Raw genomic sequence first — 14,141 nt, forward strand, 5'->3', positions numbered from 1 at the left:
CCGACGCTCGAAAAGGTTCAGACCGCGCGCGAAAAAAACGCGCATAGCCATGCCGCGGGCAGGCGCCGGCAGCTGATGAGCTGAAAAGAAGAGATTATTTCAGGCCGAATAGCGCTCGGCGAATTCGGAAATGCGCTGCACCACGGCCTTGGAGACCTTGATGCCCCGTGCCGCGGCCTTCTCCGCCGCCTCGGCCCGGGAGCGGCCCGGTATGTGCACGCCGTAGCGCCGGCGCAGCCGATCGAGTTGATCCTTCATCCGCTGCTCGAAATCCGGATCGAGCAGCTTGGGCTCGACGGCCAGCACGAACAGGCCAGTGCCGGGATTGTCCGGGCCGCCGGTGAACCAGGGCGCATCGAGCGACCAGTTTGCCCCCGATAGACCCGCCGCCAGCACCTCGACCATCAGCGCGATGTTGGCGCCGCGCTGGCCACCGAAGGCGAGCATGGCGCCCTTCATGGCTGCGGCCGGATCTGTAGTGGGATTGCCGCTGGCATCGAGCGCCCAGCCTTCGGGGATCTTCTTGCCGTCCTCGGCCGCCTTGCGGATATTGACGAAGGCGGTGGCGCTCGATGACTGGTCGATGACCAGCGGCGGGCCGTCGGCGGCGGGTGCGGCGAAGGACATCGGGTTGGTGCAATAGACCGGCTTGACCGAGCCCGAACCGGCAAGCACGGCGGGACCGTTGGTGGCGGCGAAGGAGACCAGCCCCTGCGCTGCCAGCCTTCCGGTAAAGTAGCCGAGGGCGCCGCATGTATAGGCATTCTTCTGCGAAAAGATGGCGACGCCGAACAGTCTTGCCGCCTTGGCGAGCTCGTCGAGCGTGCGGTCGAAGCCGGTATGCGCCAGCCCGCCTTGCGCATCGGAAAGATAGACTGCGAGCGCCGGCCGGGTGATCACCGGCTCGGCATTGCCGTCGATGCGGCCGGCCTCCAGCGCTTCGAGATAGTCGATGAAATGTGACAGCCCGACGGTCGAGAGGCCTTCCGCCTCGGCCGATATGATCGAGGCGGTCAGCGATTGGGCCACTTCCTCGTTGGCGCCCGCACCGAGCGCCGCCATGCGGCACAGCCCGGTTGCCTGTTCGAGACTGAGTTGCATGGCGATTGCCTTTAGTGAGTAGTGAGTAGTGAGTAGTGAGTAGTCAGCAATGGGTGGTGGCGGCTAGCCACTTCCTACTCACTAATCCCTACTCACTAGGTCCTAGCCGATCTTGTTCGGAATCCGCGCCTCGATCCTGCCGAAGGCGAAGACCAGAATGCCGGTGATCGCCATATAGATCAAGGCAAGCAGCAGCAAGGGCTCATAGGTGAGGTAAGTGTCCTGTCTGACCTTCGACGAAACGGCGAAGATGTCGATGACGCTGATGGTAGCCACCAGCGGCGTCGACTTCAGCTGCAGCACGGTTTCCCCGGTCAGCGTCGGCAGCGCCCGGTAGAAGGCCTGCGGCAGCCAGATACGCCGGAAGATCTTCCAGCGGCTCATGCCGAACGCACGTGCGGCTTCGAGCTGCCCCTTCGGCACGCCGGCAAAGGCGCCGCGCATCACTTCGCCCTCGTAGCCCGCGAATGAGAGCGTCAGCGCCAGGACGGCATAAGGCCATGCCTGCCTGAGATAGGGCCACATCCAGGATTCGCGGATCCACGGATATTGCGGAAACAACGAACCCAGCCCGTAGTAGAGCAGCCACAGCTGTAACAGCAGCGGCGTTCCCCTGATGACGGTGCAGAAGACCTTCGCCGGCGCCGCGAACCAGATCGGGCCGCCAGCCTGTGCCAATCCGACCGGCACCGCGATCAGGAAGCCCAACAGGCAGGTAACGGCCAGGATCCACAGCGCGCGCCAGATGCCGAGCAGGGCCAGGCCGTAATATTGCGGCAGCCAGTCCCAGCGCATGAAGAAGGCCGCGGACAGCACCAGCCCGAGCGCAATCAGGATCAGCACGATACGATGCGGCTGCAGCCAGAGCGAGGCGCGAGCCGCGCTGTTGATGATGGCCGCTTCGCTCGCCATCAGCGCGCCTCCTTGATCGACGGCATGCCGCGCCGCGCCCATTTCTCGACGCGACCAAGGACGAGGTTCGAAAACAGCGTCACGGCCAGATAGAGCATGCCGGCCGCGAGATAGAATATCAGGTAGGCCTTGGTGACGCCCGCCGCCTGCCGCGTCGCCAACGTCAGTTCGAAGAAACCGACCACGGCCAGCAGCGCCGTATCCTTGGTGGCGATCAGCCAGAGATTGGCGAGACCCGGAATGGCGAAGGGCAGCATTGCCGGCAACGTGATGCGCCGCAAGAGAAGGCCGGGAGACATGCCGTAAGCGCGGGCGGCTTCGATCTGGCCTTGCGGGACGGCAAGGATGGCGCCGCGTATGACCTCGGTCGAGTAGGCGCCCTGGACGAAACCGAGCACCGCGATGCCGGCCACCAGCCCGCTGATGTCGACCCGCTGATAGCCCATGGCGGTCAGCATCTGGTTTATCAGGTCGGTACCGGCGTAGTAGAGGAGCAGGATCAGCACCAGTTCCGGTACCGCGCGCACGATGGTCGTGTAGACCGCCAGCAGGTCGCGCACCACGGGGCCGCCATAAAGCTTGCCATAGGCACCGCCGGTTCCGATCAACAGTCCGACGATCGTGGCGCCGACGGCAATCTCAAGCGAATGCAGCAGCCCGAGCATGAGCGTCCCGCCCCAGCCGACGGGCGCGGGCGACAGGAGTTCGATGATGCCGGCCGCCGAGGCCGGAAGAAATGAATCGATCAGCTTCGCCCCCGGATTGCTGGCTCAATCCGCCGGCGCAAGCCGCCGGCGGCAAGGGTGCGTGGGAAAGGTCGGGTTGGAGGACTTGGCGTCAGCGCCTTGTCTTCCAGCCCATGCGAAGGTCGTCAGTCCGACTGCGTGGCACCGCCGCGTCAGTCCGACTGTGTGGCACCGCCGCGTCAGTCCGACTGCGTGGCACCGCCGCGTCAGTCCGACTGCGTGGCATCGCCACGTCAGTTCGACTGCGTGGCATCGCCACGTCAGTTCGACTGCGTGGCATCGCCACGTCAGTTCGACTGGGTGCCGCTGCCACCATATATGTCGAAATCGAAGTATTTCTTCGAGATCTCGTCATACTTGCCATTGGCGCGGATCGCCTTGATGCCGGCGTTGATCTTTTCCTTCAGCTCGGTGTCTTCCTTGCGCACGCCGGCGCCGACGCCCGGTCCGAGCACTTCGTCGTCCGGAGCCACCATGCCCTTCAGGTCGCAGCAGGCCTTGCCCTGGTCGGTCTTGAGGAACTCGCCAAGCGCGATGGAATCGGCCTGCACCGCATCGAGGCGCCCGGCGGCAAGGTCGTTGTTGGCCTCGTCCTGCGTCTGGTACTCCTTGATCTCGGACGCCGTGGCGCCGAAATGCTTCTTGGCGTAGACGGCATGCACGGTCGAGACCTGGACGCCCAGGATCTTGCCCTTGAGATCGTCCGGCGCGGAGCCGAATTTCTGGTCCTTCGGTCCGATGATCGCCGTCGGCGTGTTGTAGTACTTATCCGAGAAGTCGATCGTCTTCTTGCGTTCGTCGGTGATCGACATCGAAGAGACGATGAGGTCGATCTTCTTGGTGGTCAGCGCCGGGATGATGCCGTCCCAGGCGACGGGCGTGATGACGCAGTCGAGCTTCTCCTCGGCGCAGACGGCGTCGATGAACTCGATCTCCCAGCCGACCCATTTGCCCGAAGCATCCGGCGAGGTGAACGGCGGATACGGCTCGGCGGCGATGCCGATCTTGACCGGATCGGCCTTGGCTACGCCCATGGCGGCGACGCCGAGCAGCAGCGCTGCGGCGAACGTCTTCAGAACAGTCTTCATTTCACGACTCCCAGTTTGTTGTTGGTTCCCGGTTTTCTTCCGCCCTCGGTTTGCTAGCCGATGTTGCGAATGAATTGCTTGAGCCTTTCGGATCTGGGCGCGCCGAAGATCTGCTCCGGCGGGCCTTCCTCCTCGACCAGTCCATTGTAGAGATAGACGACATGCGTCGCGACCTCGCGCGCGAACTTCATCTCGTGGGTGACCAGCACCATGGTGCGGCCTTCGCGCGCCAGATCGCCGATCACTCTAAGCACCTCGCCGACCAGTTCGGGGTCGAGCGCCGAGGTCGGTTCGTCGAACAGCATGACGCGCGGATTGATCGCCAATGCGCGAGCGATCGCGGCGCGCTGCTGCTGGCCGCCCGACAGATAGGCCGGATAGACATCCCGCTTTTCGGCGAGGCCGACGCGGACGAGCAGTTTTTCGGCCTGGGCGATCGCCGCGTCGCGCTTGACGCCCAGCACATGCACGGGAACCTCGATGACGTTCTCGATCAGCGTCATGTGGCTCCACAGATTGAAATTCTGGAACACCATGCCGAGCTTGGAGCGGATGCGTTCGATCTGCCTGCGGTCGGCCGGCACGGTATGGCCGTGGCTGTCCGCCTTCAGCTTGATCTCCTCGCCATTGACGCGAATGATGCCGCTGGTCGGATTCTCCAGGCAGTTGATGCAGCGCAACAGCGTCGATTTGCCTGAGCCCGAACCGCCGATGATGGCGATGACCTCGCCGTCGCGCGCCGACAGCGAGACGCCCTTCAGCACGTGCAGCTCACCGAATTTCTTGTGCAGGTTCTCGACGTGGATGGCTTCGGCGGCGCCATTTTGCGCCTCACCGGATGGGGCTGCGGCAACTCCCGCCGTGCTCAACAGGTGACCTCCGTGTAGTCGATGGCAGCTCGTCGAACGTCTACCCGGCTAATCAACATACGCTGTACTGCCCCGCTCCAGACTTCAGCATGGACCCAACAGCGCGAGCCCGTCAATCCCGCTCATTACGGCACTTGCGGCCTTGTTGTGCAAGTGTATAAATAGCCTTTCATGAAATTTTCTCGATTTTTTCAGCTAAAAAGGGCACCGATGAGCGCTTTCGGATCACAGTCCATGGCGGCGACGCTGCGGCGCGTGCTGATGCGGTCGGCGGCCAACGCCATGCGCGACGCCGACAGATTTGCCTGGCACTATGGCCCGGGGTTCAATCCGGCGAAAGCTGCCTCGCAGCACGCGGCCCTTGCTGAGTTGGTAGCGGCTTCCGGCGCTGAAATCGAATGGATCGAAGACAAGGCCGACAGACTTTCGGATTCGGTGTTCACGCACGACCCATCGCTGATGACCGGTCGCGGCGCGCTGATCCTGTCCATGGGTAAGCCATTGCGCGCCAGGGAGCCCTCGCTGCATGAGGAAACCTACACAAGGCTGGGCATTCCGATCCTCGGCCGCGTCGAGGCTCCTGGTCAGGTAGAAGGCGGTGATTGTGTCTGGGTGGACGCCCACACGCTGGCGATCGGGCGCGGTGTCCGCTCCAACCAGGAAGGCATCCAGCAGGTTTCCAACCTGCTGACGCCGCTGGGCGTTTCCGTCTACGGCTTTGATCTGCCGCTGTGGCAGGGCGAAGAGGCGTGCCTGCACCTGATGTCGGTGATCAGCCCGTTGGCGGACGACCTCGCGCTGGTTTATTCGCCGCTTTTGCCGGCCCCGTTCTATCAAATGCTGAAGGCACGCGGCATCCGGCTGGTCGAAGGCGATGCCGAGGAGTTCGCTGCTTCCAACGGCCTCAGCCTTAACGTACTGCCGACCAGCCCGCTCAAGGTCATTGCCGTTGCAGGCTTTCCCAAGACCAAGGCCGCGATGGAGGCCGCCGGCTGCATGGTTGAAGTCTTCGAGGCGGATGCGCTCTGCATCGCCTGCGAAGGTGGGCCGACATGCCTGACGCGGCCGATCCTGCGCCAATGAATGCGCCATCCCGCCGCAAGTTCCGTCGCGAGGGCGAGGAGCGGCGGCGGCAGGATCTGATCGAGGCGACTCTGGACAGCGTGGCCGAACATGGGCTGCAGGGCGCCACCTTGCGCACCATCGCATTGCGTGCCGGCGTCACCGCCGGGCTGATCCGGCACTATTTCCCCGGCAAGGAAGAATTGCTGCAGGAGGCCTATACGGCACTGGTCGGCCGCATGACGGAGCAGGCGAAAGCAGCATTGGTCATGGAAGATGCCTCGCCGCGGCAACGCCTTGCGGCTTTCGTCACCGCCAACCTCAACGCGCCGATCATCGACGCGCGGGTTTTTTCGCTCTGGGCAACCTTCATCGGCCGCGCCGGTGCGGATCCGACCCTGGCCCGTGCCCACCGCGAAGGCTATCTCGGCTTTCGCAACGAGGTGGAGGCGGTTGTGGCCGAAGTGCTCGCTGCCGAACAGTGCAAGCCGGACGCAAGCCAGTTGCGCCACCATGCCATCGCGATCAACGCGATCATCGACGGACTCTGGATCGAAGGGTGCCTGGCCGGCGAGATGTTCTCGCCCGGCGAATTGGCGGCGATTGGGATCAAGGCTGTCGAAGCCGAGCTCGGCCTCGAGCCGGAAAGGGGAGAACACTGATGACCACCATTGGCGAAGCGTTGATTTCACTGCTCGAGGCGCATGGCGTCGACACCGTCTTCGGTATTCCCGGCGTCCACACGGTCGAGCTTTATCGCGGGCTGGCGCGTTCGAAGATCCGCCATGTCACGCCGCGCCACGAACAGGGCGCAGGCTTCATGGCCGACGGCTATGCGCGGGCCGGCGGCCGGCCGGGCGTGGCCTTCGTCATCACCGGCCCGGGGCTGACCAACACCATCACCGCCATGGGGCAGGCGCGCGCCGATTCGGTGCCGATGCTGGTGATCTCGGGCGTCAACGCCACGCCGACGCTAGGCAAGGGCCTGGGCTTCCTGCACGAACTGCCCGACCAGCGCGGCATGATGGAAAAGGTGGCGCTGTTCTCGCAACGCATCACCGAGGCCGGCGAACTGCCCGGCGCGCTCGCCCGTGCCTTCGCGCTGTTTTCCTCATCGCGACCGGGCCCGGTGCATATCGAGATTCCGACCGACGTCATGGTCAGGCCTGCCGATGGGATCGCGGCGGTGCTGAGCAATGCCCCGCCACCGGCTGCCGGGGCGACGGCCATCGCCGCGGCGGCCAACCTTTGTGCGGCGGCCAGGCTCCCGCTCATCCTGGCCGGCGGCGGCGCCAAGCGCGCCGAGGATGCGCTGCGGCGCCTGGCCGAAAGGCTGGGCGCGCCGGTCGTCGAGACGACCAATGCGCGCGGCCTCCTCCACCGTCATGCGCTCTGCGTACCGGCCAGTCCCAGCCTGAAAGCCGTGCGCGCGCTGATGGGCGAGGCCGATCTGGTCATTGCCGCCGGCACCGAGTTCGGCCCTACCGATTATGACGGCTATGGCGATGGCGGATTTGTCCTGCCGGCCAATCTGATCCGCATCGACATCGGCGCCGATCAGCTGGCGCGCCGTCCGGCGACGGTGGTCATCCAGGCCGACTGCGCCGAGGCGATCGAAGCCCTGCTTGCTGCGCTCGGATCGGCCGGCGCGGCCAGGCAGGACGGGAAGAACCGCGCCGCGGCGGCGCGAAAGGCGGCTCGCGCCGAACTGACCCCCGTCCATGCGGCGCAGGTCCATGCGGTGGAAGCCATCCGCGACGCCTTGCCGGGCGCGATCATCGTCGGCGACTCCACCCAGCCCGTCTACGCCGCCAACCTCTATTACGATCACGACCGGCCGGGCGGCTGGTTCAACGCCGCCACCGGCTTCGGCGCGCTGGGCTACGGCCCGCCGGCGGCGGTGGGCGCGGCGCTCGCCATGCCAGACGCGCCGATCGTCTGCCTCACCGGCGACGGTGGCTTCCAGTTCACCTTGCCCGAGCTTGGCGCGGCGCTCGATGCCGCGGCACCCGTTATCTTCGTCGTCTGGAATAACAGGGGCTATCGCGAGATCGAGACTTCGATGCTCGACGTCGGCGTGGAACCCGTCGGCGTGTCCCCGGCACCGCCGGATTTCTGCAAACTGGCCGAGGCCTATGGCATCGGCGCCGAACGGCTCGCCGATACCGGCGCCTTGCCACTCGCGCTGAAGCGCGCCCGGGCAACGGGGTTGCCGCGCGTCATCGAAATCACGGTCGATTGAAGCTTCACGCCGGCGTCGATTTTCCTACCTGCATCGTGGTCATTCGCCGGCTTGGCTTTTGCGCGGCAACAATCGCCGCTGCCCGACACATGCAAAGACGCGACGGCTGCCATGTCGAGATATCAATTGAGTGATCGCACGAAAGGCGCGACGCTTCGCGTCGGCGCGGCGAAACAAGCGACATAATCAAAAAAAGACAGGAGCGGTCCAGGATGACGGAAACACTTCAGGGCAGGCATATCGTTGTGACCGGTGGAACCGGTGCGCTCGGCGGCGCGGTCGTCGGCAAGCTGCTGGGCGAGGGCGCGGTCTGCCATGTGCCGAACGCCCATGCCGCGGCACCTTCGCATTTCCCTTTCACCACGCACGAGAACGTCAGGCTGGCGCACAATGTCGACCTCTCCGACTCCGCCAAGGTCGAAGCCTTCTATGCCCAGGTTCCCGCCTTGTGGGGATCGATCCATCTGGCAGGCGGCTTTGCCATGGCGCCGGTGGAGAAGATCGAATCCGCCTCCTTTGCCGAGATGATGGACACCAATGCCCGCACCGCGTTCCTGTGCAGCCGTGCGGCGGTGCGCTCGATGCTGGCGGCGGGCACCGCCGGCCGCGTCGTCAATGTCACGGCACGCGCCGGGCTTGATCCGCGCCGCGGCTCGGGCATGGTCGCCTATGCCGCCTCCAAAGCAGCGGTCGCGGCGATGACGGTGGCCATGGCGGAAGAGCTGAAGCACCAGGGCATCCTGGTCAATGCGGTGGCCCCCTCGACGCTCGACACGCCGGCCAACCGTGCCGACATGCCGGATGCCGATTTCAGCAAATGGGTCAGCCTCGAAGCGGCGGCCGAGGCCATCGCCTACCTTGCCTCGCCCGCCAACCAGGCGATGAGCGGCACGCTGGTGCCGCTCTACGGTCGCGCATAAGGCGCATAGTTGATTCCGACGATCCCCGGGCTGCGTCCGAGTTTCCGACAAAGAAAAACCCCGCCGGATCGCTCCGGCGGGGTTTTGTTTCGGGCCTGTGCGAAAGGGCGATTAGCTGCCCTGCTTCTTCAGCGCGGCGCCCAGGATGTCGCCCAGCGAGGCGCCGGAGTCGGTCGAGCCGTACTGGGCGACCGCTTCCTTCTCCTCGGCGATTTCCAGCGCCTTGATCGAGACCTGCAGCTTGCGGGTCTTCTTGTCGAAGGCGATGACGCGGGCGTCGACCTTCTGGCCGACGGTGAAGCGCTCGGGGCGCTGCTCGTCGCGGTCACGGGAAAGGTCGGAGCGCTTGATGAAGGTCTCGATGCCGCTTTCCACCAGCCGCACTTCCAGACCGCCATCCTTGACGCCGATGACCTCACAGGTGACGACGGCGTTCTTGCGCAGTTCGCCTGAAGTCGCCGCTTCGCCAACCGTGTCGCGGGCCAGCTGCTTGATGCCGAGCGAGATGCGCTCCTTCTCGATGTCGACGTCGAGCACCTGCGCCTTGACCATGTCGCCGCGATTGTACTCCTCTATCACCTGCTCGCCCGGACGGGTCCAGTCGAGGTCGGAAAGGTGCACCATGCCGTCCACGTCGCCTTCCAGGCCGATGAACAGGCCGAACTCGGTCTTGTTCTTGACCTCGCCCTCGACCTGGCTGCCGACCGGATGGCTGCGAGCGAAAGCCTCCCACGGGTTCTCCAGCGTCTGCTTGAGACCGAGCGAGATGCGGCGCTTGGCCGGATCGACTTCGAGCACCACGACATCGACTTCCTGCGTCGTCGACAGGATCTTGCCGGGATGCACGTTCTTCTTGGTCCACGACATTTCCGAAACGTGGATGAGGCCTTCGATGCCCGGCTCCAGCTCGACGAACGCGCCGTAGTCGGTGATGTTGGTGACGGTGCCCTTGATCTTCTTGCCGATCGGGAACTTGGTGCCGATCTCCGACCAAGGATCGCTCTCGAGCTGCTTCATGCCGAGCGAGATACGATGCGTTTCCTGGTTGATGCGGATGATCTGCACCTTGACCGTCTGGCCGATGTTGAGGATCTCGGTCGGATGGTTGACGCGGCGCCATGCCATGTCGGTGACATGCAGCAGGCCGTCGATGCCGCCGAGGTCGACGAACGCACCGTAATCGGTGATGTTCTTGACCACGCCTTCGACCACCTGGCCTTCTTCGAGGTTCTGCACGATTTCCGAACGCTGTTCGGCGCGGCTCTCCTCGAGCACGGTGCGGCGCGACACCACGATGTTGCCGCGGCGGCGATCCATCTTGAGGATCTCGAAAGGCTGCGGGTTGTGCATCAGCGGCGAGACGTCGCGGATCGGGCGGATGTCGACCTGGCTGCGCGGCAGGAACGCCACGGCGCCGTCGAGGTCGACGGTGAAGCCGCCCTTGACCTGGTTGAAGATGACGCCTTCGACGCGCTCACCCTTGGTGAACTTCTCTTCGAGACGCACCCAGCTCTCTTCGCGGCGAGCCTTCTCGCGCGACAACATGGCTTCGCCAAGCGCGTTCTCGATGCGCTCGACATAGACTTCGACCGTGTCGCCGACCTTGAGGGTGGATTCCTTGCCCTTGGCGCCGAATTCCTTCAGCGGCACGCGGCCTTCGACCTTGAGGCCGACGTCGATGATGGCCATGTCCTTTTCGATCGCGGTGATCGTGCCCCGGACAACCTGGCCCTCGCCGGAATGGCCGGCGGTGAATGATTCTTCGAGCATGCTCGCGAAATCGTCGCGAGAGGGATTTGCTACAGACATTGTTTCTCCTGGAATGCCCCGCATCTTAGCGGAGCGTGCGCCGTGGGTTAGCGTTGCGTTGGCCTGCCGGCGTTCCGGGCAAAGAGCCCTTGGCCGCTTAAGGCGGCAAGTCCGGCGCATGAAGAATGCTGGCAGGCTGGTTCGTGCCCGATATGGGTATTTTCTGCGCTTCCGGCAACGGAAACTCGAGAGAAACCCGGATCAGGCCTTGTTTCTCTTGGCCAGGACGTCGTCGATGACAGCTCTGGCCGCGAGAAACGCGGCTTCTATAGCCATTTCGCTGGTATCAAGCAAGTGCGCGTCGGGGGCAGGCTTCAAGGGCGAGTCGGCGCGGCCCATGTCGCGCTCGTCGCGGCGCCGGATATCGGCGAGGATTTCGGTGAAATCAGCCGTGCCGCCGATGCTCTCGATCTCCGCCAGCCGGCGCCTCGCCCGCACCTCGGCGCTCGCGGTCACATAGAGTTTGATGTCGGCATCGGGGCACACCACGGTGCCGATGTCGCGACCGTCGAGCACGGCGCCCGGGGGGATTTGGCAAACTCGCGCTGTTTCTCCACCAGGATGCGCCGCACGGTCGGAAACACCGCGACCTTCGAGGCAGCTTCGCCAACCGCATGCGCCGACAGCACGGCCCGGTCGAGCTTCGCCAGGTCGACTTGGCGCGCGGCCGTCTCGGCCGCCGAGACATTGTCGAGCGGCAAGCCAAGCCGCAGCAAGGCATGGGCGACGGCACGGTAGGTGAGGCCGGTGTCGAGCAGGTTCAGTCGGTAGTGATCGGCCAGACGCCGGGCGAGGGTGCCCTTGCCGGCTCCGGCCGGACCGTCGATGGCGATGGTGAAGACGTGTGTCATTGGCAGGCCAGCATACCTGAAACCGAACAGCGTAGCGGTCCGGAGAGAGCTTGCGATCCGTCGCGCCCCCTCTGTCCTGCCGGACATCTCCCCCACAAGGGGGAGATTGGCAGTTCCGACGCCTCGCTCACTTCTGCAACGCGGGCGATTTGCGAAGGCCGCTGTGACGGCTGATCTCCCCCCTCGTGGGGGAGATGTCCGGCAGGACAGAGGGGGGCGCTGTCCTGCCGGCATTTCAGTTTGGCCCCAACCCATCAACTCTCACCCGATCTCCGCCCCAAGCCCCGTCATCAGGCTCATGAACTCCGGGAAACTTGTCGCGATCATGTTGGCGTCGTCGATGGTCACCGGCTTCTCGGTCGCCAGCCCCATGATCAGGAAGCTCATGGCGATGCGGTGGTCGAGATGCGTCTGCACGGTCGTGTCCGGGCCATTGGGATGGCCGCCGAGCCCCTTGCCGCCGGGCTTTCCGCGCACCGCGAGCGATGCCTCACCCTCTGTGCAGTCGACGCCGTTAAGCTTCAGTCCATTGGCGACCGCCGACAGCCGGTCGGATTCCTTTACCCTGAGTTCCTCCAGCCCCTGCATCAGGGTCTCGCCCTCGGCGAAGCTGGCGGCAACGGCCAGCACCGGATACTCGTCGATCATCGACGGCGCCCGCTCGGCCGGCACGGTGACGCCCTTGAGTTCGGAGTAACGCACGCGCAGGTCCGCGACATCCTCACCGCCGGCGTTACGCAGGTTCAAGATCTCGATCTGGCCGCCCATCTCCTGCAAAGTCAAAAGCAGCCCGGTGCGGGTCGGGTTCATCAGCACGTTTTCGATCACGATGTCGGAACCCGGCACGATCAGCGCGGCCACCAGCGGGAAGCCGGCCGAGGATGGGTCGCCCGGCACGGCGATCGTCTGGCCGGTGAGCTTGCCCTGGCCCTCGATGAAGATATGGCGCACGCCGCGCTCGTCGGTCTCGACCGACAAATTGGCGCCAAAGCCTTTCAGCATCTTTTCGGTGTGGTCGCGCGTCATGACAGGCTCGATGACGGTGGTGATGCCGGGCGTGTTGAGGCCGGCGAGAAGCACCGCCGATTTCACCTGCGCGGAGGCCATCGGCACGCGATAGGTGATCGGGGCGGCATGCTTTGGCCCATGCAGCGTGATCGGCATGCGGTCGCCGGGCGTTGCCTTCAGCACCTGCACGCCCATCTGGCGCAGCGGCTCCAGCACGCGGCCCATCGGCCGGCCTGACAAGGAAGCATCGCCGATGAAGGTCGTTTCCATGTCATAGGTGCCGACCAGCCCCATGGTCAGCCGCGAGCCGGTACCGGCGTTGCCGAAGTCGAGCGGCCCTTCCGGCTGCAGCAGCGCGCCGTTGCCGGTGCCGCGGATCACCCATTCGTCGCCGCGCTTCTCGATATGTGCGCCCATCGCCTTCATGGCGGCGCCGGTGCGCATCACGTCCTCGCCTTCGAGCAGGCCGGTGATGCGGGTCTCGCCGGAGGCGAGCCCGCCGAACATGAAGGAGCGGTGCGAGATCGACTTGTCGCCCGGCACGCGCGCCGTACCGGAAAGCGCTTGACATTTGCGGGCGGTGGCCGGCTTGGAAGCGGCGGCGTGAGACATGGAATTTCCCTGGACGGAATGCCGGCGGGCCGGCGCTTTTCATTTGTTGCGGCGGTCTCGTATCACGGTGGGCCGAAATGGTCATCCCCCATGGTCGTCACTTGACGCTAGGCCTTTCAACGCATGGTTTTGTGACGCCGGCTTTTGGCTTTGACAGCGCTGCAAACAGTGGTTAAGGGGACCACTCTTTTATCGACGAGGCTTGCCGTGGCAAAAACCGAACTTGGCACAAAGCGTATCGACCCTGAAACGGGTCGAAAATTCTACGACCTGAACAAGGACCCGATCGTCTCGCCCTATACCGGCAAGACCTATCCGCGTTCCTATTTCGAGGAAGGCAAGATCGCCGCCCTCGAGGAGGAAGAGGAAGTGGCCGAGAAGGAAGTGGACGCCGAGGACGAGGAGGGCGTTGAAGTCGTCTCGCTCGAAGAGGCTGACGAAGACGTCAAGGGCGACGATCTGCCCGATCTCGGCGACGACGAGGATGATGTCGACCTGGGCGACGACGAGGACGATACGTTCCTCGCCGACGAAGAGGAAGAGGACGACGATGTCGCCGACATGATCGGCGTCGGCGACGACGACGACGAGGTCTGACAAGGCCGGGAACGCAAGCGTTTGCCGGCTTTCGCAGCTTGTGAAGAAAAAGCCGCTGATGAAGGCTTGATATTGACGAAGGGCGGGGTTAGAAGCCGCCTGCACTAACGGCGCGGTCTCCAACCCGCGCCGGATCTCTTCGCCGGAAACGGCGCCGGTTGACTGCCGGAAGTGGGGCCATAGCTCAGTTGGGAGAGCGCTTGAATGGCATTCAAGAGGTCGTCGGTTCGATTCCGATTGGCTCCACCAAACAGTCTCTTTTCCAATTTTCAGGTTTTAGAAACCGGATTTAGCGTCGGACATCGCTGCGCGCGGTAGGCTGAT

General features: G+C 64.5%; 12 protein-coding genes, 1 tRNA gene and 1 pseudogene. 6 read left to right on the forward strand and 8 right to left on the reverse strand.

Annotation, left to right across the window (positions count from 1 at the left end; genetic code table 11):
- Window positions 1-99: 99 nt before the first annotated feature.
- The 5 genes from ACIU1A_RS30420 to ACIU1A_RS30440 all read right to left on the reverse strand — a co-directional run bounded on the left by ACIU1A_RS30420 (window position 100) and on the right by ACIU1A_RS30440 (window position 4,716).
- Window positions 100-1,101 (reverse strand): Ldh family oxidoreductase, encoded by a 1,002-nt coding sequence (locus ACIU1A_RS30420; RefSeq protein ID WP_404926014.1) that lies wholly within the window; start codon window positions 1,099-1,101, stop codon window positions 100-102.
- 102 nt (window positions 1,102-1,203) lie between these two features.
- Entirely contained in the window at window positions 1,204-2,013 is an 810-nt protein-coding gene (locus ACIU1A_RS30425; protein WP_140497262.1) for an ABC transporter permease, read from the reverse strand.
- The gene (locus tag ACIU1A_RS30430; RefSeq protein WP_140497260.1) at window positions 2,013-2,678 is read right to left on the reverse strand and encodes an ABC transporter permease; all 666 of its coding nucleotides are present in this window, start codon (window positions 2,676-2,678) and stop codon (window positions 2,013-2,015) included. The genes ACIU1A_RS30425 and ACIU1A_RS30430 overlap by 1 nt, the downstream gene beginning before the upstream one ends.
- A 368-nt stretch (window positions 2,679-3,046) precedes the next feature.
- Entirely contained in the window at window positions 3,047-3,847 is an 801-nt protein-coding gene (locus ACIU1A_RS30435) for a transporter substrate-binding domain-containing protein (protein ID WP_140685099.1), read from the reverse strand.
- Between the two features lie 53 nt (window positions 3,848-3,900).
- Window positions 3,901-4,716 (reverse strand): ABC transporter ATP-binding protein, encoded by an 816-nt coding sequence (locus ACIU1A_RS30440; RefSeq protein ID WP_140497256.1) that lies wholly within the window; start codon window positions 4,714-4,716, stop codon window positions 3,901-3,903.
- Window positions 4,717-4,926: 210 nt separating this feature from the next.
- On the opposite strand from ACIU1A_RS30440, the gene ACIU1A_RS30445 reads away from it, so the two are divergent.
- The 4 genes from ACIU1A_RS30445 (at window position 4,927) to ACIU1A_RS30460 (ending at window position 8,940) form a co-directional block, all read left to right on the forward strand.
- Window positions 4,927-5,799 carry a dimethylarginine dimethylaminohydrolase family protein gene (locus ACIU1A_RS30445; RefSeq protein WP_404926015.1) on the forward strand — a complete coding sequence of 291 codons (873 nt, stop codon included), beginning with the start codon at window positions 4,927-4,929 and terminating at the stop codon, window positions 5,797-5,799.
- Complete coding sequence (locus ACIU1A_RS30450; RefSeq protein ID WP_140497252.1) at window positions 5,769-6,440, forward strand: TetR family transcriptional regulator C-terminal domain-containing protein; 672 nt, start codon at window positions 5,769-5,771, stop codon at window positions 6,438-6,440. The genes ACIU1A_RS30445 and ACIU1A_RS30450 overlap by 31 nt, the downstream gene beginning before the upstream one ends.
- The gene (locus tag ACIU1A_RS30455) at window positions 6,440-8,020 is read left to right on the forward strand and encodes a 5-guanidino-2-oxopentanoate decarboxylase (RefSeq protein WP_404926016.1); all 1,581 of its coding nucleotides are present in this window, start codon (window positions 6,440-6,442) and stop codon (window positions 8,018-8,020) included. Before ACIU1A_RS30450 ends, ACIU1A_RS30455 begins: the two co-directional genes overlap by 1 nt.
- Window positions 8,021-8,232: 212 nt before the next feature.
- A complete protein-coding gene (locus tag ACIU1A_RS30460) occupies window positions 8,233-8,940 on the forward strand; it encodes an SDR family NAD(P)-dependent oxidoreductase (RefSeq protein ID WP_140512879.1) in 708 nt (235 codons plus the stop codon).
- A 111-nt stretch (window positions 8,941-9,051) separates the two neighbouring features.
- Here the strand turns inward: ACIU1A_RS30460 and rpsA are convergent, their stop codons facing one another.
- The 3 genes and pseudogenes from rpsA to aroA form a co-directional block, all read right to left on the reverse strand.
- Entirely contained in the window at window positions 9,052-10,749 is a 1,698-nt protein-coding gene (gene rpsA / locus ACIU1A_RS30465; protein WP_140497246.1) for a 30S ribosomal protein S1, read from the reverse strand.
- 201 nt (window positions 10,750-10,950) lie between these two features.
- Window positions 10,951-11,600: pseudogene (gene cmk, locus ACIU1A_RS30470) on the reverse strand ((d)CMP kinase).
- A 261-nt stretch (window positions 11,601-11,861) separates the two neighbouring features.
- The gene (gene aroA / locus ACIU1A_RS30475; RefSeq protein ID WP_140630142.1) at window positions 11,862-13,220 is read right to left on the reverse strand and encodes a 3-phosphoshikimate 1-carboxyvinyltransferase; all 1,359 of its coding nucleotides are present in this window, start codon (window positions 13,218-13,220) and stop codon (window positions 11,862-11,864) included.
- Between the two features lie 207 nt (window positions 13,221-13,427).
- Between aroA and ACIU1A_RS30480 the strand changes: the two genes are divergently transcribed.
- Window positions 13,428-13,817 carry a TIGR02300 family protein gene (locus ACIU1A_RS30480; protein WP_140497238.1) on the forward strand — a complete coding sequence of 130 codons (390 nt, stop codon included), beginning with the start codon at window positions 13,428-13,430 and terminating at the stop codon, window positions 13,815-13,817.
- A 173-nt stretch (window positions 13,818-13,990) separates the two neighbouring features.
- Window positions 13,991-14,066: transfer RNA gene (locus ACIU1A_RS30485), tRNA-Ala, on the forward strand.
- The last annotated feature ends 75 nt before the right edge of the window (window positions 14,067-14,141 follow it).

The sequence above is a fragment of the Mesorhizobium maamorense genome, from assembly GCF_044998965.1.
In the GTDB taxonomy this organism is placed as follows: domain Bacteria; phylum Pseudomonadota; class Alphaproteobacteria; order Rhizobiales; family Rhizobiaceae; genus Mesorhizobium.